The sequence below is a fragment of the Streptomyces sp. NPDC003456 genome (assembly GCF_042878735.1).
In the GTDB taxonomy this organism is placed as follows: Bacteria; Actinomycetota; Actinomycetes; order Streptomycetales; family Streptomycetaceae; genus Streptomyces.
The window spans coordinates 41,328-58,808 of record NZ_JBIAOK010000008.1; the positions used below are offsets into that span (position 1 = coordinate 41,328).

The 17,481-nt window shown below is 72.7% G+C and carries 16 protein-coding genes; 8 read left to right on the top strand and 8 right to left on the bottom strand.

The window, feature by feature from the left end:
- Window positions 1–16: 16 nt before the first annotated feature.
- The 4 genes from ACFYWG_RS29695 (at window position 17) to ACFYWG_RS29710 (ending at window position 3,506) form a co-directional block, all read left to right on the top strand.
- Window positions 17–706, top strand: coding sequence for a YitT family protein (locus ACFYWG_RS29695; protein ID WP_389204210.1), 690 nt, complete (start codon window positions 17–19; stop codon window positions 704–706).
- Window positions 703–1,470 carry a glycerophosphodiester phosphodiesterase gene (locus tag ACFYWG_RS29700; RefSeq protein WP_383505021.1) on the top strand — a complete coding sequence of 256 codons (768 nt, stop codon included), beginning with the start codon at window positions 703–705 and terminating at the stop codon, window positions 1,468–1,470. The genes ACFYWG_RS29695 and ACFYWG_RS29700 overlap by 4 nt, the downstream gene beginning before the upstream one ends.
- 51 nt (window positions 1,471–1,521) lie before the next feature.
- On the top strand, window positions 1,522–2,865 hold the full coding sequence (locus ACFYWG_RS29705) for an MFS transporter (protein WP_389204211.1): 1,344 nt from the start codon (window positions 1,522–1,524) through the stop codon (window positions 2,863–2,865).
- A 266-nt stretch (window positions 2,866–3,131) separates the two neighbouring features.
- Window positions 3,132–3,506, top strand: coding sequence for an RNA polymerase-binding protein RbpA (locus tag ACFYWG_RS29710; RefSeq protein ID WP_003977404.1), 375 nt, complete (start codon window positions 3,132–3,134; stop codon window positions 3,504–3,506).
- Window positions 3,507–3,615: 109 nt separating this feature from the next.
- On the opposite strand, the gene fxsA is transcribed toward ACFYWG_RS29710, so the two are convergent.
- The 4 genes from fxsA to ACFYWG_RS29730 form a co-directional block, all read right to left on the bottom strand.
- Window positions 3,616–4,191: an FxsA family membrane protein gene (gene fxsA / locus ACFYWG_RS29715; RefSeq protein ID WP_389204212.1), complete on the bottom strand. Its 576-nt coding sequence runs from the start codon at window positions 4,189–4,191 to the stop codon at window positions 3,616–3,618.
- Between the two features lie 184 nt (window positions 4,192–4,375).
- Complete coding sequence (locus tag ACFYWG_RS29720; RefSeq protein ID WP_389204213.1) at window positions 4,376–5,179, bottom strand: polyprenol monophosphomannose synthase; 804 nt, start codon at window positions 5,177–5,179, stop codon at window positions 4,376–4,378.
- Window positions 5,180–5,713: 534 nt separating this feature from the next.
- Window positions 5,714–7,315, bottom strand: coding sequence for an amidohydrolase (locus ACFYWG_RS29725; protein ID WP_389204214.1), 1,602 nt, complete (start codon window positions 7,313–7,315; stop codon window positions 5,714–5,716).
- Window positions 7,316–7,416: 101 nt separating this feature from the next.
- A complete protein-coding gene (locus ACFYWG_RS29730; RefSeq protein ID WP_004002750.1) occupies window positions 7,417–7,857 on the bottom strand; it encodes an Lrp/AsnC family transcriptional regulator in 441 nt (146 codons plus the stop codon).
- A gap of 268 nt (window positions 7,858–8,125) precedes the next feature.
- On the opposite strand from ACFYWG_RS29730, the gene ACFYWG_RS29735 reads away from it, so the two are divergent.
- Window positions 8,126–8,557, top strand: a complete 432-nt coding sequence (locus tag ACFYWG_RS29735; protein WP_383505030.1) for a hypothetical protein — start codon at window positions 8,126–8,128, stop codon at window positions 8,555–8,557.
- A gap of 534 nt (window positions 8,558–9,091) precedes the next feature.
- Here ACFYWG_RS29735 and ACFYWG_RS29740 read toward each other — a convergent pair.
- Window positions 9,092–10,264: an acyl-CoA dehydrogenase family protein gene (locus ACFYWG_RS29740; protein ID WP_383505033.1), complete on the bottom strand. Its 1,173-nt coding sequence runs from the start codon at window positions 10,262–10,264 to the stop codon at window positions 9,092–9,094.
- Between the two features lie 332 nt (window positions 10,265–10,596).
- Here ACFYWG_RS29740 and ACFYWG_RS29745 point away from each other — a divergent pair, with 332 nt between their 5' ends.
- Window positions 10,597–11,862: a glycoside hydrolase family 18 protein gene (locus ACFYWG_RS29745; RefSeq protein ID WP_389204215.1), complete on the top strand. Its 1,266-nt coding sequence runs from the start codon at window positions 10,597–10,599 to the stop codon at window positions 11,860–11,862.
- Between the two features lie 48 nt (window positions 11,863–11,910).
- Here ACFYWG_RS29745 and ACFYWG_RS29750 read toward each other — a convergent pair whose 3' ends face one another.
- The 3 genes from ACFYWG_RS29750 to ACFYWG_RS29760 form a co-directional block, all read right to left on the bottom strand.
- Window positions 11,911–12,567, bottom strand: coding sequence for a TetR/AcrR family transcriptional regulator (locus ACFYWG_RS29750; protein ID WP_376331533.1), 657 nt, complete (start codon window positions 12,565–12,567; stop codon window positions 11,911–11,913).
- Window positions 12,568–12,644: 77 nt separating this feature from the next.
- The gene (locus ACFYWG_RS29755; RefSeq protein ID WP_376331535.1) at window positions 12,645–12,797 is read right to left on the bottom strand and encodes an SCO1431 family membrane protein; all 153 of its coding nucleotides are present in this window, start codon (window positions 12,795–12,797) and stop codon (window positions 12,645–12,647) included.
- Window positions 12,798–12,889: 92 nt separating this feature from the next.
- Window positions 12,890–14,266, bottom strand: coding sequence for a peptidase C39 family protein (locus ACFYWG_RS29760; RefSeq protein ID WP_389204216.1), 1,377 nt, complete (start codon window positions 14,264–14,266; stop codon window positions 12,890–12,892).
- A 195-nt stretch (window positions 14,267–14,461) separates the two neighbouring features.
- Between ACFYWG_RS29760 and ACFYWG_RS29765 the strand changes: the two genes are divergently transcribed.
- Both ACFYWG_RS29765 and ACFYWG_RS29770 read left to right on the top strand, forming a co-directional pair.
- Window positions 14,462–15,118 (top strand): uridine kinase, encoded by a 657-nt coding sequence (locus ACFYWG_RS29765; protein WP_383511734.1) that lies wholly within the window; start codon window positions 14,462–14,464, stop codon window positions 15,116–15,118.
- A 430-nt stretch (window positions 15,119–15,548) separates the two neighbouring features.
- Complete coding sequence (locus tag ACFYWG_RS29770) at window positions 15,549–17,411, top strand: AAA family ATPase (RefSeq protein WP_389204217.1); 1,863 nt, start codon at window positions 15,549–15,551, stop codon at window positions 17,409–17,411.
- Window positions 17,412–17,481 lie beyond the last annotated feature (70 nt).

Below are 17,481 nucleotides of genomic sequence, written 5' to 3' on the forward strand. Positions count from 1 at the left end.
CAAGCCACATGGTGTCATGCGTCAGTCCATTACCACCACCAGGGGGCACCACATGGCCACGCGGGGGCATCTCGCCCGGCGGCTCGTCCAGCTCTACGCCGGGCTCGCGTTGTACGGCGCGAGTTCGGCGCTGCTCGTCCGGTCCGGGCTGGGCCTGGAGCCGTGGAACGTGCTGCACCAGGGCCTCGCCGAGCTGACCGGGCTGTCCATCGGCGTCGTCCTGACGATCGTGGGCGCGGCGGTGCTCCTCGCGTGGATCCCGCTGCGTCAGCGTCCGGGGCTGGGCACGGTCTCCAACGTCCTCGTGATCGGCATGGCCATGGACGCGACCCTGGCCCTGGTGCCCGACGCGCACGGCTGGCCGCTGCGGGTGGGCCTGATGGCCGGGGGGATCGTCCTCAACGGGGCGGCGACCGGCCTCTACATCGCGGCCCGGTTCGGCCCCGGCCCGCGCGACGGGCTGATGACCGGACTGCACCAGCGCACCGGCGTCTCGATCCGCCTGGTGCGCACGGGCATCGAGCTGACCGTCGTGGCGACCGGCTTCGCCCTCGGCGGCACCGTCGGGATCGGGACCCTGCTGTACGCCGTGGCGATCGGCCCGCTGGCGCAGGTGTTCCTGCGGGTGTTCGCCGTCCCCGAGGCACCCGCCGGCAGCACGGTCGTTGCCACCGGTCAACCCCGGCGGGCGATACTGCGTCCGTGACCCCGCGGATACACCACCCCTACCTCGACCATCCCGGCCCGATCGCCTTCGCCCACCGCGGCGGGGCGGCGGACGGCCTGGAGAACACCGTGCGCCAGTTCCGCTGCGCCGTCGAGGCGGGCTACCGGTACATCGAGACCGACGTCCACACCACACGCGACGGCAAGCTCGTCGCCTTCCACGACACCACCCTGGACCGGGTCACGGACGGCGCGGGCCGGATCGCCGACCTGCCCTGGCGCGAGGTGCGGCGGGCACGGGTGGCGGGCCGGGAGCCCCTCCCCCTCTTCGAGGAGCTGCTGGAGACCTTCCCCGGTGTGCGCTGGAACGTGGACGTGAAGTCCGAGGCCGCCCTGCTGCCCTTCCTCGACCTGGTCGGCCGCACGGACTCCTGGGACCGGATCTGTCTCGGCTCCTTCTCCGAGGCCCGGGTGGTGCGGGCCCAGCGGCTGGCCGGTCCGCGCCTGGCGACCTCGTACGGCACCCGGGGCGTGCTCAACCTGCGGCTGCGCTCCCTGGGCCTGCCGGCGACGGTGCGCCGGTCGGCGGTGGCCGCGCAGGTGCCCGAGGTGCAGTCCGGCATCCAGGTCGTGGACGGCCGCTTCGTACGCGCGGCCCACGCCCGCGGGCTCCAGGTGCACGTGTGGACGGTGAACGAACCGGAGAGCATGCACCGGCTCCTGGACCTCGGTGTGGATGGCATCATGACCGATCACATCGACACACTGCGCAAGGTCATGGAGGACCGCGGCGTCTGGGTCTGAGACCCCGGGCCCGGCCGGCTGCGCGCGTTGCACGGGGAAGCGAGGGCACGGGTGGGTACGGACACCGTGCGGACACCGCCGGCCGACGGAGCGGAACTCAGACGCGAGCAGCGCGGCTGGTACTTCTACGACTGGGCCTGCTCGGTCTACTCCACGAGCGTGCTCACCGTCTTCCTCGGCCCCTACCTGACCTCGGTGGCCGAGTCGGCCGCCGACGCCGACGGCTACGTCCACCCGCTGGGCATCCCCGTGCGCGCCGGGTCGTTCTTCGCCTACTCGGTGTCGCTGTCGGTGATCGTGGCGGTGCTGGTGATGCCGCTGGTGGGTGCCGCCGCCGACCGCACGGGCCGCAAGAAGCCCTTGCTCGCGGCCGCCGCGTACACCGGCGCGGCGGCGACGACGGCCATGTTCCTCCTGGACGGCGACCGCTATCTGCTCGGCGGCGCCCTCCTGGTCGTGGCGAACGCCGCCCAGTCGGTGGCGATGATGCTGTACAACTCCTACCTGCCGCAGATCGCCCCGCCCGAGCAGCGCGACGCGGTCTCCTCCCGGGGCTGGGCCTTCGGCTACGCGGCCGGCGCGCTGGTGCTGGTCGCCAACCTCGTCCTCTACACGGGGCACGAGCGCTTCGGCGTCTCCGAGGGCACGGCGGTGCGGATCTGCCTGGCGTCCGCCGGCCTGTGGTGGGGCGCCTTCGCCCTCATCCCGCTGACACGGCTCCGCGACCGGGCCACGTCCCCGCGCGAGGCGGCACTGCCGGGGTTCAGGCAGCTCGCGGCGACGATCCGGGACATGCGCCGCCACCCGCTGACCCTCGGCTTCCTCCTCGCCTACCTGGTCTACAACGACGGCGTCCAGACGGTGATCTCCCAGGCCTCGGTCTACGGGTCGAAGGAACTGGGCCTCGGCCAGTCCACCCTCATCGGCGCGGTCCTGCTGGTGCAGGTCCTGGCGGTGGCCGGGGCGCTGGCGATGGGCCGGCTGGCACGTGTGTACGGCGCCAAGCGGACGATTCTCGGCTCGCTGGTCGCCTGGACGCTGACCCTGGCGGCCGGATACTTCCTTCCCGCCGGGGCGCCGGTGTGGTTCTTCGTCCTGGCCGGCGGGATCGGCCTGGTGCTCGGCGGCAGCCAGGCGCTGTCCCGCTCCCTGTTCTCCCACCTCGTCCCGCCCGGCAAGGAGGCCGAGTACTTCTCCGCGTACGAGGTGAGCGACCGCGGCATGAGCTGGCTGGGGCCGCTGCTGTTCGGACTGACCTACCAGCTCACCGGCAGCTACCGGGACGCGATCATCTCGCTGGTGGCCTTCTTCGTGCTGGGATTCGTGCTGCTCGCCCGGGTCCCGGTCCGGCGTGCGATCGAGGAAGCGGGGAACCCGGTTCCGGACCGGATTTAGCACTGAGCGCGAAAGGGCGGTAGTGTACGCGTTTGGCCTGCCAGGCGTACCGTTACTGCGCGTCAAAGATGCCGAAACGGTGGGTCACATCTGGTATTAGATGTGACAAACCGGGCACTGGTGGGTACAACAAGGGCGGCTACGACGGCGACGCACGACCCGGAACGGGACTCGGAACGGGAATCTTTACCGCCGACCGGACGTTGACCGGATGACGACGACAGCGACACCTGTCCTGTGGGCGACAAGCCCGGGAGGCACGATTCATGAGTGAGCGAGCTCTTCGCGGCACGCGCCTCGTGGTGACCAGCTACGAGACGGACCGCGGCATCGACCTGGCCCCGCGCCAGGCCGTGGAGTACGCATGCGAGAAGGGGCACCGGTTCGAGATGCCCTTCTCGGTCGAGGCGGAGATCCCGCCGGAGTGGGAGTGCAAGGTCTGCGGGGCCCAGGCACTCCTGGTGGACGGCGACGGCCCGGAAGAGAAGAAGGCCAAGCCCGCGCGTACGCATTGGGACATGCTGATGGAGCGGCGCACCCGTGAGGAGCTCGAAGAGGTCCTCGAGGAGCGTCTGGCGGTTCTGCGCTCCGGTGCGATGAACATCGCTGTTCATCCCCGGGACAGCCGCAAGTCGGCCTGACCCGACCCGGCCTGGTCGATCGATCAGCGCACGTCAGTGATTAACCGAGGGCGCCGTACGGTTCGTACGGCGCCCTCGGTTTGTCGTGCTCCGGCGTGCCCCCGGCGGGTCAGTGGGTCAGCGGCGGACGCGGCTGGCGCGGGGTGTCACCGCCCGGCTCGTCGCGCACGACCTCGCCCTGGACGACCTTGCCGTCGGGCTGGTGGATGCGCGCCTGCCGGAAGACTCCGCCCACCGTTCCCGGGTCGGCCTCGCGGAGCTTGCGCTCGAAGGTGCGCTCGGCGGAGCGGCTCACGGTCTTCTGCACCGGCGGCAGCAGCAGGAGCAGGCCCACCGCGTCCGACAGCAGCCCCGGGATGATCAGGAGCAGACCGCCCAGCATCATCAGGCCGTTGCCCTCACCGGCCGGCCGGGCGCCCGCGGGCGCCGTCCCGCTCTGCTGCTGTTGCAGCGTCTCGGAGAGATTGCGGAACGCCCGCCGCCCCGCCCGCTTGATCACCACCGAACCGGCGGCGACCCCGGCCAGCAGCACGAGCAGCACCACCAGCGCGTTCGACGCCCCAGCGACCAGCGTGAGCAGCCAGATCTCCAGCACGAGCCACACGGCGATGCCCAGCGGCAGGAACGTGCGCAGCCGGGAGCGCCGGGGCCGGGCGGAGGAGGGGGTCTGAGCGCCAGTCGTCATGCCTCCAGTGTGCCTGGCCCCGGCTCAGCACGGGATAAGCGCCTGATCAGCGGTTCCCGTGCGGGACCCGCCGCGGACCCGGCCACGGCGTGCGGTCCGGGCGATCGTGCCGAGCGTGGCCGGCCGGGCCGCGCCCGGACGCGCCGGGCTCGCCGCCCGGCGGTGACCCCGGCCGGGGCGTCGGCTACGGCTTCGGGGGCTTGGTGACTCGGCCGGCGACCTTGCCGACCCTCTCCCCCACGCCCCATGCCGTGACCCGCCACAGCGCCTCGACGAGGATGTCCCGGCTCATCTTGGAGTCGCCCAGCTCGCGCTCGACGAAGGTGATCGGCACCTCGACCACCTGGTAGCCGGCCTTGACGGCGCGGCGGGCCAGGTCGACCTGGAAGCAGTAGCCCTGCGAGGCCACCTCGTCGAGGCCGAGGCCCTCCAGGGTCTCCCGGCGGAAGGCCCGGTAGCCGCCGGTGATGTCGCGCAGCGGCAGATCGAGCGCCAGCCGGGAGTAGAGGCTGCCGCCCCGGGAGATGACCTCGCGGGACCGCGGCCAGTTCACGACCCGGCCGCCGGGCACCCAGCGCGAGCCCAGCACGAGGTCGGCGCCCTTGAGGGCGGTGAGCAGACGGGGCAGTTCCTCGGGCTGGTGGGAACCGTCGGCGTCCATCTCGACCAGCACGCCGTACCCGCGCTCCAGCCCCCAGCGGAAGCCCGCGAGGTAGGCGGCGCCGAGGCCCTCCTTGCCCTTGCGGTGAAGGACGTGGACGTGGTCGTCGTCGACGGTGAGCTCGTCGGCCAGCTTGCCCGTGCCGTCCGGGCTGTTGTCGTCGGCCACGAGCACGTGCGCCTCGGGGACGGCCCCCCGCACGCGGCCGACGATGCTCTTGATGTTCTCCGCCTCGTTGTAGGTCGGGATGATCACCAAGGCCGTGCCGAGCGGGCCGAACTCCCTCCCCTGGGCTCCTGCCGCGAGGGTTCCGTCGCCGTCGTTCACTGATGCCCCTTCATGTCCATATGCAGGGGTCCACCATAGTGCGCCCGGCCTGCGCTGACGTGACCGGACGTTCGAATCGTGGTGTCGGGCCCGCGGGAACGCGGGCCGAAAGGCCTCCTCCGGAGGGGGCCTGCGGCGGATGGGGGCCCGGCGCCCTTCGGGCCGACCTGGGATCCGCTGGCTGCGGATCGACCGAAAGCCGTTGTCTACTGAGCGCCCGGGCCCCACCCGGGTCACACCTCCCCGACCGGCCGGAACATTCCCTCGGCGCTGCTCCGGCCTGAGCCTGGCTCCCAGTGGCGGTGCCCGGTGCGGCACACCGTCCCTGACCCGGCGGTGCCGCGGCGAGTGCTCGGACGTTCCCCGGTCGGGCGTCCGGTGGTGGACTCGGCAGAACCTACCGGCAGCCTGCGGCTGCCTGTCAACAGCCCTCCGACCTGCCCGTTCCGCCTCGCCTCGCTGTTCAGGGCAGAGGAGGCGCAGGTCGCGCGCCGGGGACCCGGCGCACGGTTTCCCACGTGCCGCCCCCGTAGATCACTCGCCCGGCCGTACGAAGACCGTGCGGCCGCCGACGACCGTGCGCAGGCATACGGGCAGGTCACGGCCCGGGGTGAGGTCGGGCAGGCCCGGGGTGCCGGAGCGGGGGTCGGTGGACCAGCGGGCGACCCGGTCGTCCGGTGCCTGGACCACCAGTTCACCGGTGCGCCACACGGCGTAGTCGGCGGGCGCGCCCGGGGCCAGGACTCCGGCGTCGTCGCGGCCCACCGCCCGCCAGCCGCCCCGCGTGTGCGCCGTGAAGGCGGCGCGCACGGAGACGCGGTGCTCCGGCGTGCGGTGGAAGGCGGCCGCGCGGACCGTGCCCCAGGGGTCGAGCGGGGTGACGGGGCTGTCGGACCCGAAGGCGAGCGGGACCCCGGCGCGCAGCAGGGCCGCGAACGGGTTCAGGGTGCGGGCGCGCTCCACCCCGAGGCGCTGGGCGTACATGCCCTCGTCGCCGCCCCACAGGGCGTCGAAGGCGGGCTGGACGGAGGCGGTCAGACCCAGCTCGGCGAAGGCCGCGACGGCCTCCGGGGTGAGCATCTCGGCGTGCTCGAGGCGGTGCCGGGCGGCCCGGACGCGGGCGAGGCCGAGCTTCTCGGCCGCGGTGCGCACCCCCTCGACCACGGCGTCCACGGCCGCGTCGCCGATGGCGTGGAAGCCGGCCTGCAGACCCGCTTCCGTGCACGCCACGACGTGGGCGGCGACCGCGGCGGCGTCCAGGTACGCCCGGCCGGTGTGCCCGGCGTCGGCGTACGGCTGGTGCAGGCAGGCGGTGTGCGAGCCGAGGGCGCCGTCGACGAACAGATCGCCCGCGGCACCGACGGCCCCCAGTTCCCGGGCCTTGGCGACGTCCTGCTCGGCCCAGTAGCCGACGACGCGCGGTCCGCTCTCCCGGGCGGCGAGGCCCATCAGGCCGGTGAAGTCGTCCTCCGAGGAGATCTCGGGACCGGCGCACTCGTGGACGGTCCCGATGCCCAGGGAGACGGCGTGCGCCAGCGCGGCCCGCTGCGCCTCGGTGCGCTGCCGCTCGGTGACGGCGCCGAACGCGGCGGCCCGTACGGCGTGGTGGGCGTCGGCCGTGAGCGGCCCGTCCTCCCGGCCGGCGGCCGGGACGAGGTCGAGCAGCGCCGTGGTGACCACCGCCGAGTGCACGTCGATGCGGCTGAGGTAGAGGGGGCGGTGCCCGGTGGCCTCGTCGAGTTCGGCACGGGTCGGGGGCCGGCCGCCGGGCCAGCGGGCGGCGTCCCAGCCGTGTCCGAGCAGTACGCGGTCGTGGGGCCGGGCGGCGGCGAACTCGCGCACCAGGGCCAGGGCGGCTTCTAGGGAGGGGGCGCCCGACAGGTCGAGCCCGGTCAGGGCGAGGCCGGTGGCGGTGGTGTGCACGTGTGCGTCGGTGAAGGCGGGGGTGACGAGCGCGCCGTCGAGATCGACGACCTCGTCGACCCCGTCGGCGAAGGCGTCGGCGGCGCCCTCGGAACCCACCCAGGCGACCTGCCCGCGCTCGACCACCATCGCGGTGGCGAAGGGATCGGCGGGACTGTGGACCTCTCCACGGCGGAGCAGGACGGTCTTCGGCGGCGCGGGGGACTCACTCATGGACACCAGTGTCACAGGGGCGCGGCCCGCCGAGTCGATCAGGGGCGCGGGAACCGCGCGGCCCTTCCCCGGGCCGTCCTCCGGGGGCGGCGTCCGGCGGGTCAGATCCTGGGCGGCCGGGCCTCGTACGGCGTCGACAGGACCACCGTCGTCCGGGTGGACACCCCGGCCAGGGACCGCAGCCGGGCGAGCAGCTCCTCCAGTTCGTGCGGCGTGGCGACGCGCACCTTGAGGATGTAGTTCTCGTCCCCGGCGACACTGTGGCACGCCTCGATCTCGGGGACTCCGGCCAGCCGGTCCGCGATGTCGTCCGGCGCGCTGGGGTCGAAGGGCTTGACGGAGATGAACGCCGTCATCGGCAGCCCCACCGCCTCCGGGTCGACGACCGCCGCGTAGCCCCGGATGACACCCCGCTGCTCCAGCCGGCGCACCCGCTGGTGCACGGCCGAGGTGGACAGGCCGGTGGCCTTGCCCAGGTCGGTGTAGCTCATCCGCCCGTCCTTGACGAGCAGCTGCACGATCTGTCGGTCCAGCTCCTCCATGGCGCTAGAACCTACAGGGCGGTTGATCTCCCGGGATACCCGAGGAGTCCAGGTCATGGACGGTCGGTGCCGCGCGGCCGCGGGAGGGTCGTCCATCCGGGGGACAAAAGCGCCGCAGCGGACACCCCGAGCAGGGATGTGACGAACGCCACATCACTCGAACAGTCTCCGTGATGTTCCCGTGATTACCACCCGGGGGTGACGGGAAGTGCTTGCTGTGGTCGAGGCCGCAGTGCCTGATACGGCCCAGCCCGAGGGGGAGAACCCAATGCAGAGTCTTAAGCGCCCTGGTCGCACCGCACCCAAGCGGCAGCAGCCCGTCGTCGAGCCCGAGCCGGAGGGCGTCGAATCCGACGCCTTCGACGACGAACTCGACGCCTACGACACGTTCGAGATGTTCCGGGTCGTCTGCCCGGACTGCGCGCAGCCCATCGCCCTGCTGGCGGATGAGGAAATCCTGCCGGAGCACGCGCTGTGCGCCTCGCCGTGGAACCCGTTCGGACTCACGGTCTGTGCCGGAACCGGCCGCAGGGCCTCCGACGCCCGCCCCGCCGACGAGTCGGTGGAGCCCCAGGAGCAGGACACCGCCCTGCTGCTGACACTCCCTCAGGGACTGGACTGGCGGATGCAGCCGTTCTCGCACGTCGGCGGCCCGGGCTCGCGCCCGATCAGGGTCCCCGTCATGCGCCGGGCGGCCTGAGCACGGGCCCTTCCCGCCCGCTCGCTCCCGTTCGTGCGACTGCCCCGCACCACGGCCCTCACAGGACCGCCGTGGTGCGGGACCGCTGCGTCCCGGACCCCGCACCACGCGTGCGGGACCGCCGCGTCCCGGCCTGTCCCGAGCCCGGCTTGCGGGCACCCCTGGCCCCGGACCTCCCGAGGCGGGCGCGCGCCGGGTGCGGTGCCTCCGGGAACATCGGCGCGCGCCGCACGCGTCCCGTCGCCTGCGGTCCGGACGCCGGTGAACGCACGCCCGATTCCTCGCCGCGGTGACCTGGCCGCCCTCCGCCGCGTTGCCCTGGTATGACCCCCATCTCCTCAGCGACCGGGCGTCAGCGCCTCCTGTACGTCCCGCCGCCCGCAGAATCGCTTCGGCCCGTTCCGCCCCGCTACCAGGATCCGCCGATCTTCCGCGACCTCATGCGGACCTGGGCCGAGGGCGGCCGCACCCTGCCGGGCCGGCACGACCCGGAGTGGATGCGGCTGGCGGCCCCGTGGCGGGGACTCGACCAGTTCAGCGCTCCTCCGGACCCACGAGATGGCGGGCGATGACCATCCGCTGGATCTGGTTGGTGCCCTCCACGATCTGCAGCACCTTGGCCTCACGCATGTAGCGCTCGGCCGGGAAGTCGGCGGTGTAGCCGTAGCCGCCGAGGATCTGCACGGCGTCGGTGGTGACCCGCATCGCGGTGTCGGTGCAGAACAGCTTGGCCATGGCCGCCTGCCGGGCGAACGGCCGGCCCGCGTCACGCAGCCGTGCCGCCGCGAGGTAGAGTGCGCGGCCCGCCTCGATCTGTGTCGCCATGTCGGCGAGCATGAAGCGCAGCCCCTGGAAGTCGGCGATCGGCTTGCCGAACTGGCGCCGCTCGGACGCGTACGTCGCCGCCGCGTCGAGCGCCGCCTGGGCCACGCCGATCGCGCACGCGGAGATGCCGAGCCGTCCCGAGTCGAGGGACGACAGGGCGATGGCGAAGCCCTGCCCCTCCTCGCCGATGCGGCGGTCGTCGGAGACCCGGACGCCGTCGAAGTGCACCTGGGCGGTGGGCGAGCCCTTCATGCCCATCTTCTTCTCGGGTGCCGCCGCACTCACGCCCTCCGCGTCGCCCGGCACCAGGAAGGCCGTGATCCCGCGCGGGCCCTCCCCGCCGGTGCGGGCCATGACCGTGTAGAAGTCGGCGACGCCGCCATGGGTGATCCAGGCCTTGGTACCGGTGATCACCCAGTCGTCGCCGTCGCGCACGGCCCTGGTGCGCAGGGCCGCCGCGTCCGATCCGGAGTGCGGCTCGGACAGGCAGTAGGCGCCGAGCAGGCCGCCGCCGAGCATCGCCGGCAGGTGCTCGACCTGCTGCTCCTTGGTGCCGTGGGCGGCGAGGGCGTAGGAGGCCAGGGAGTGCACGCTGACGCCGAGGCCGACGGTGAGGCGGGCCGCGGCCAGCTCCTCCAGGACCTGGAGGTACACCTCGTAGGGCTGGTCTCCGCCGCCGTACTCCGAGTCGTAGGGCAGGCCGAGCAGGCCGGAGCGGGAGAGCAGCGTGAACAGCTCCCGCGGGAAGCGGCCGGCGTCCTCCTCCTCGGCCGCCGCCGGGACGATCTCCTGCGCCGCGATGTCGCGGACGAGTGAGATGAGGTCCCGGGCCTCCTCCGTGGGCAGTTGCCGGTCCACCGGCTGCGGGGCGCGGTCGGGCATGGCGACGCTCTCCTCCCTGTCGGGCACTGGCGGACGGGCCCAAGGGTGGGGGCGGCGCCGCCGGGTCGATCTGGTGCCTGGCCGATGCTTGCAGTCCCGGGTCGCGGACGCTGCTGACCAGCGGCTGTGCGCTGTGAGTATGCCCGATCGGAGGCATCCAGTCACCAGTTAACGACCGCTTACTTCAAGAAAGGGCCGCGCTTCGGCCGCCCGGGGAAATTGGTCCGCACCATTGACCCAACTGGTCTAGTCCTCCTACTGTTTCGCTCCACCGACTGACCGCGTTCATGCCAATGAGCGCGTGTTCCTCTCCCCCACGAGGAGACTCACGGATGCACACCCCCCACCCCTCCCGCTTCCGGGCGCTCGTGTCGGCGGCCTGTTGCGCCGTCCTCGGCGCCGGACTGCTGGCCGGCGCGGGCACCTCCGCCGCCGCGGCGACCTCGGCTCAGGAGGCCGCCGCCGGTTCGAAGGCCGCTCCCCGGGCCGAGGCCGCCGGCTCCAAGGTCCTCGGGTACTTCACCGAATGGGGCACCTACGACCGCAAGTACTACGTCAAGAACATCGAGACGTCCGGCTCGGGCGTCAAGCTCACCCACATCAACTACGCGTTCGGCAACGTCACCGGCGGCAAGTGCACCATGGGCGACGCCTACGCCGCCACCGACCGGGCCTACACCGCCGCCGAGTCCGTCGACGGCAAGGCCGACACCTGGGACCAGCCCCTGCGCGGGAACTTCAACCAGCTGCGCAAGCTGAAGCAGAAGCACCCGAACCTCAAGGTGCTGTGGTCCTTCGGCGGCTGGACCTGGTCGGCCGGGTTCGGCGAGGCCGCGAAGAACCCGGCCGCCTTCGCCCAGTCCTGCTACGACCTGGTCGAGAACTCCAAGTGGGCCGACGTCTTCGACGGCATCGACATCGACTGGGAGTACCCCAACGCCTGCGGCGCCACCTGCGACACGAGCGGCAAGGCGGCCTTCAAGAACGTCATGCAGGCACTGCGCGCCAAGTTCGGCTCCAGGAACCTGGTGACCGCGGCGATCACCGCCGACGCCACCCCGGGCGGCAAGATCGACGCCGCCGACTACGCGGGCGCCGCCCAGTACGTCGACTGGTACAACCCGATGACCTACGACTTCTTCGGCGCCTGGGACGCCGCCGGGCCGACGGCCCCGCACTCTCCGCTGACCTCGTACGCCGGCATCCCGAAGGCGGACAACCACTCCTCGGCGACCATCGCCAAGCTCAAGGGACTGGGCATCCCCGCCTCCAAGCTGCTGCTCGGCATCGGCTTCTACGGCCGCGGCTGGACCGGCGTCACCCAGGCGGCCCCCGGCGGCACCGCCACCGGCCCGGCGGCCGGCACCTACGAGCCGGGCATCGAGGACTACAAGGTGCTCAAGACCAAGTGCCCGGCGACGGGGACGGTGGCCGGCACCGCGTACGCCAAGTGCGGCAGCGACTGGTGGAGTTACGACACCCCGGCGACCATCGCGACCAAGATGAACTACAAGAACCAGCAGGGTCTCGGCGGGACCTTCTTCTGGGAGCTGAGCGGCGACACCGCGAACGGTGAGCTGATCAAGGCCATCAAGTAGGGCCCGGGCGAGGGGCGGAGGGGCCGTGGCGGACCCTCCGCCCCTCGCTCATGCCCCGCGCCGGGCCGGCTGCGGGGCCGGGTACGCGGAGTCCAGCTCCTCGATCGCGCGCAGGGCGCCGCCGAGCGTCTTCACCAGCAGCTCGCACATGGTCGCGCGGGCCAGTTCCGGGCGGTCGACCCACTCCAGGGTGGCGCCCTCGACACCGCACACCCAGGCCAGCAGCCCCATACGCGCCAGCGGGCTGATGTCGGTGCGGCCGTAGGCGCCCTCTGCGATCGTTGTCACGAGGGACTCGCGCACCCCGTCGCGCAGCGCGTGCACCTCGGCGTCGAAGCCGACACCGCCGCTGACGATGGTGCGGTACGCGGCCTGGTTGTGCTCGGCGTAGCGCAGGTAGCTGTCGATGGTGCGCTGGACCCGCTCCACCGGGGGCAGCCGGAGGCCGCCGGCCGCCAGGGTGAGCAACTCCGTGACGGAGTCCTGGATGATGGCCAGGTAGTAGCCGCGCTTGGACTGGAAGTAGTAGTAGATCAGCCCCTTGGCGACGTGCGCCTGGCGGGCGATGTCGTCCATCGACAGCGCGTCGTAGGACGTGTCGGCGAACAACCTCCGCCCGATGGCGATGAGTTCGGCACGACGTGCCGTCGAGCGCTCCGTCCCGCGGGCTCTGGGGCGGGCGGCGGGCTGTGGGCTGATGTTCACTTTTTCGACCCTGGTCTCACGGGCGGGGGCGGGACCTCCGCAGTATGGCAGGCCCCACACCCCGTCCGTGGGTCAGGTCACAGCAGCCCGAGCTGGGTCACGAGCATCGCGACGACCACGACCAGGGCCCAGCCCACGACGTGCTCGACGATCTTCGGTCCGTCCTCCCGCGGGCCGCCGGTGCGGGCACGCGGGGCGGAGGCGGAGGCGGTGGCGGAGTGCGCTGTCATGGTGTCTCGCTGGTTCGGTGGTGCGGTCGGACTTCCCCCCGAGGCAGCGTCCACCTTGCCACCTTGGGCGGCTTTTGCGACCGAGACCTTGGTCACACGCGCACGCCCACGGCGTTCAGTGCCTTGCGCTGCGCCGCGGTCGGGCTCGCCGGGAAGTACAGGTAGCAGACGCCGCCGGTGCCGGAGGCGATCTTGCCGGAGGCGTTGTACCGCTTGGTCCGCAACCAGATGTTCTCGAACTCGCGCCGCCGGTAGACGCGCCGCACGGCGTCGTTGCTCTCCGACGCGGGGTCGTTGGCGATCACGTCGCCGTCCGCGGTGAAGCCGATGACCGTCATCAGGTGCCCCGCGGTGCCGTACCCGGCGCCGGTCAGCTCCTCCTTCAGGAAGGACTGGGACGTGATGGCCGGGACGCCCGCCGCGATGAGTGTCTCCAGGTCGGTGAGCGAACCGAGCCTGGTGACCACGCCCCGCAGGTCCTTGAAGGTGGCCGCGTACGCCGCGTTGAACGGCCAGTTGCCGCAGCCGGCGTACTGGTGATCGTAGGTGTACCTGGCGGCGTGGCAGACCTGCGGGTCGGCGAACGACGGGTTCACCCAGGCGAGTTGGGCGGAGGTGAGCCGGCCGCCCCAGTACTCGATGATCATCTGCGAGGAGGTGGGGCTGCACCAGGCCTCGCCGCCGTTGTCGTACTCGGGGTACTGCCCCTTGTGGATCTCCTGCGAGTACCGCGGGACGGCGAGTTCCTTCGCGAGCCCGGGCGCGGAGGCCGGGACGGTGAACCGGTCGGGGACGTCCGAGCCCATGGCGCCGAGCCGCCACACGGTGGGCGTGGCCTTGCCGCCCGGCTTGCGGTACAGCGTCAGGCGCAGCCGGTAGGCGGTCAGGCGCAGGCCCGTCGACGGGTCGTCGATCGCCAGGGTGTCCGTCCACACGGTGCTGCGGCCGTCGCTCTGGTCGTCCACCGAGGTGCGCCGGATGTCGCCGTCGCCGGCGGCCCAGCGGCCCATCACGTACCAGGGGGTGGTGGTGCCGTCCGTGTAGGTGCCCCGCAGTTCGGCCTGGATCCAGGTGCCGGCCGGGGTGCGCGCGTTCCAGGAGACGATCGCCTCGGTCGCGGGGACGGTGAGCCGGTGCGTGGGCGAGGTCCAGGTGCCGTACTCCCAGCGGGCGGTGACACCCGTGTGCGGGTCGGTGTAGGAGGTGGTTCCCGCGGGCTCGGCGATCTCCAGGCCGGGCCGGGTGCCCGCGACGGCCCGGGTGCCCTTGGCGGTGCCGCCGCTCCAGTCGTGGTGCGAGAACCAGGCCCGGTTGTCGACGGTGCCGGGAAGCGCGCGGGCGGGATCTGCGGTGTCGGTCGTCATGACGTTCTCGGATCGGGCGGACGCCGGGCCCGCGCTCGCCGCGACGGCGGCGGCGACCGCGGCGGCCAGGACGGTTCTGCGGGACGGCTGTTCGGCTCTGCTCATGGCGGGGACCCCCGGATGTCGGAGTCGGGCAGGAGAGGGCAGGTCCGGTGCACGGTCGGTGAACACACGTGTGTGGGCCACATATGAGCACAGCGCGCCGGGCACTGCCAGCACTTCGACGCGCGCCGCGCCCACCAATATTGGCGTCGACCAGTGGCACCGGCCCGGGGCCCCGTCGCTAGAGTGCTGCGCGAGATGAACGTCCCCTTCCGCCCCGCACCCGGGCCGGCCGTCCGCGCCCTGGCCACCCGGATCGGCCGCCTGTCCCCCTCCTGCGGCCCGGTCCGGCTGGTCGGCGTCGACGGGCACGCCGGCTCCGGGAAGAGCACCTTCGCCGGGCACGTGGCGGCGGCCCTCGGCGGGGCCCCGGTCCTGCACCTGGACGACATCGCGAGCCACGAGGAACTGTTCGCCTGGACGGGGCGGCTGCGCCGGCAGGTGATCGAACCGCTCGCACGGGGCCGGAGCGCGCACTACACCCCCTACGACTGGCGGGCCCGCCGCTTCGGGCCCGCGCGCCCCCTGGCGCCGGCGCCGGTGGTGCTCCTGGAGGGCGTGGGCGCGGGACGCCGCGCCGTACGGCCCCACCTGGCGCTGCTGCTGTGGATGGACGTGCCGTGCGAGGAGGCGTGGGCGCGGGGCCGCTCGCGGGACGGGGAGGAGCAGCGGGCGTTCTGGGACGGGTGGGTCCCGGCGGAGGAGGAGCACTTCGCGCGAGACCCCTCGCGGCCCTTCGCCGACCTGCTGGTGCGGGGGCGGGAGACGGGATACGAGGTGCGGGAGGGGCCGGGCGCAAGACCTGGACCGGACCACTTTTTCACAGAGGGTGACGGACCACCCGCAGTGTGCTGAAGTTGTGAAGACCCCTGCGGTTCAACTTCCCGGAGTGCCTCAACTCGGCTTGACCGGGGGGCCGTACAGGTCTTACGTTCTGAATGTGTGGCCCAGTGGGCCGCCCGCAGACGCGAAGCCCCCGGTTGTTCCCCCGTGATCGGGGGCTTCGTTCTGCCCTCTCGCGGTTTCCCGGCCCCCGCGGCGGGCGAAACGCTCACCCTGGGTCACCGGCCGGGCGACCGGCGCGAGCGGCTCCCACCTCCCCGGACAGGCCCTCAGGCCCTCTACGGACGCGCGTCCCCCGAAGGTACGATGCCCTCGTCGCGACCTGCGGACGGGTGCCTCGCACGGTGCAACTCCGGTCCGTAGCACAGCGGTTCGAGCAGGGCAGCCGGTCGGGGGACGGCTCGTTGGCATACCGACGGGGGCACGGTTCGTGGGGGACGGGATGGACTTCGGCACGCGGGGCCCTCAGGCCCCGGCCGACCTCGCCTGGCTGCGAGGCGTGGACGCCTGCACGATGGGTGCCTATCCGCAGGCGGAGGAGGAGTTCCGCGCCGCCGTGCGCATGGATCCGGGCATGGCCGACGGCTGGCTCGGGCTGCACGCGCTGCGCGTCGACACCTCGACGGCCCTGCTGCGGATGTTCCGCCACCGCGAGCGCTTCGGGGAGCAGCGCACCCGCTACGGCCGCGCCCTCAACTCCTGGTACTGGCTGGGCTGGTGGGTGCAGCCCGTGCTGGAGAGCCCGCGCGACCTGCTGCTCGCGCACGCCTCCCACTGGCTGGACGGCCGGCACGTCCCCGAGCTGGACCGGGCGCTGGCGGGACTGCCGCCCGTGGACACCGACCACCAGGTCCGCTTCCTGCACGCCTGCCGCGCCTATCTGGTCAAGGACTGGGAGCAGCTCGTCCGCCACACCGACCCGCTCCTGGACGATGCCGTGCTCGGCATCGAGGCCGGCCTGTTCGGCGGCATGGCGCGGGTGAGGCTGGAGATGTACGGCCAGGCCGAACCGCTGCTGTCCGCCGCGCTGATGCGCTGCCGCAGCGAGCAGCCGCAGCGCAAGGAGCTGCGCTACTGGCTGGCCCGGGCGCACGAGGGCACCGGCCGCAGCGCCGCCGCCCTCCCCCTGTACCGGGCCGTGCACCGCGTGGACCCGGCGTTCATGGACACCTCGGCCCGGCTCGCGGCGATCGCCGAGGGCGACGGCTTCGACGAGTCCGCCGACCTCGCGGCGATCACGCTCACCGGCACCGGCCAGGACAGCGTGGACGGGCCGGACGGGTTCGACGCGTTCTTCGGCACGGAGGGGCGTGACCTGCGGCTGCCCGACGCCGATCCGCCGCTGTCCGTCCCCCTGCCGCCGGTGACCGGGCCGTCGGTCCGGGAGCGGACCGGCCCGGCTCCGTCCCTGCCCACCGGCCCCACCGATCCGGCCCTACTGGAGGAGGCGCTCGCACAGCTGGAGCGCATGGTGGGTCTCGAACCGGTCAAACGGCAGGTCAAGGCCTTGTCGGCGCAGCTGAACATGGCCCGGCTGCGGGCCGGGCAGGGCCTTCCGGTGCAGCCGCCGAAACGCCACTTCGTCTTCTCCGGCCCCTCCGGCACCGGCAAGACCACCGTCGCCCGCATCCTGGGCCGGGTCTTCTACGCCCTCGGGCTGCTCGGCGGCGACCACCTCGTGGAGGCGCAGCGGGCGGATCTCGTCGGCGAGTACCTCGGGCAGACGGCCGTGAAGGCCAACGAACTGATCGACTCGGCCCTCGGCGGCGTGCTCTTCGTGGACGAGGCGTACGCGCTGTCCAACTCGGGCTACGGCAAGGGCGATGCCTACGGCGACGAGGCCCTGCAGGTGCTGCTGAAGCGGGCGGAGGACAACCGCGACCATCTGGTGGTGATCCTGGCCGGCTATCCGGAGGGCATGGACCGCCTGATCGCCGCGAACCCCGGGCTGTCGTCCCGCTTCACCACGCGCGTGGACTTCCCGTCCTACCGGCCGCTGGAACTCACCGAGATCGGCAAGGTCCTCGCGGCGGAGAACGGGGACATGTGGGACGAGGAGGCCCTCGACGAGCTGCGCTCCATCGCCGGGCACGTGGTGGACCAGGGGTGGATCGACGAGCTGGGCAACGGCCGGTTCCTGCGGACGCTGTACGAGAAGAGCTGCGCGTATCGGGACCTGCGGCTGTCGGTGTATCCCGGCGCCCTGGGCCGGGAGGACCTGGCGACCCTGCGGCTGCCGGACCTGATGCAGGCGTACGGGGAGGTGCTGTCCGGGCGGGGGCCACAGGATCCGTCCGGGCTGTGACGGGCCCCGCGGCGCCGGGGCGGGGTGCCCCGGCGCCGCGGGGACGCCCTCTGGGGTCTGTCGTCTGGAT

Excerpts from the sequence above, each read along its gene's own strand:
- ACFYWG_RS29695 (WP_389204210.1), top strand. The coding sequence starts at position 17 with ATGCGTCAGTCCATTACCACCACCAGGGGGCACCACATGGCCACGCGG.
- ACFYWG_RS29710 (WP_003977404.1), top strand. The coding sequence starts at position 3,132 with ATGAGTGAGCGAGCTCTTCGCGGCACGCGCCTCGTGGTGACCAGCTAC.
- fxsA (WP_389204212.1), bottom strand. The coding sequence starts at position 4,191 with ATGACGACTGGCGCTCAGACCCCCTCCTCCGCCCGGCCCCGGCGCTCC.
- ACFYWG_RS29725 (WP_389204214.1), bottom strand. The coding sequence starts at position 7,315 with ATGAGTGAGTCCCCCGCGCCGCCGAAGACCGTCCTGCTCCGCCGTGGA.
- ACFYWG_RS29730 (WP_004002750.1), bottom strand. The coding sequence starts at position 7,857 with ATGGAGGAGCTGGACCGACAGATCGTGCAGCTGCTCGTCAAGGACGGG.
- ACFYWG_RS29735 (WP_383505030.1), top strand. The coding sequence starts at position 8,126 with ATGCAGAGTCTTAAGCGCCCTGGTCGCACCGCACCCAAGCGGCAGCAG.
- ACFYWG_RS29740 (WP_383505033.1), bottom strand. The coding sequence starts at position 10,264 with ATGCCCGACCGCGCCCCGCAGCCGGTGGACCGGCAACTGCCCACGGAG.
- ACFYWG_RS29745 (WP_389204215.1), top strand. The coding sequence starts at position 10,597 with ATGCACACCCCCCACCCCTCCCGCTTCCGGGCGCTCGTGTCGGCGGCC.
- ACFYWG_RS29755 (WP_376331535.1), bottom strand. The coding sequence starts at position 12,797 with ATGACAGCGCACTCCGCCACCGCCTCCGCCTCCGCCCCGCGTGCCCGC.
- ACFYWG_RS29760 (WP_389204216.1), bottom strand. The coding sequence starts at position 14,266 with ATGAGCAGAGCCGAACAGCCGTCCCGCAGAACCGTCCTGGCCGCCGCG.
- ACFYWG_RS29765 (WP_383511734.1), top strand. The coding sequence starts at position 14,462 with ATGAACGTCCCCTTCCGCCCCGCACCCGGGCCGGCCGTCCGCGCCCTG.
- ACFYWG_RS29770 (WP_389204217.1), top strand. The coding sequence starts at position 15,549 with ATGGACTTCGGCACGCGGGGCCCTCAGGCCCCGGCCGACCTCGCCTGG.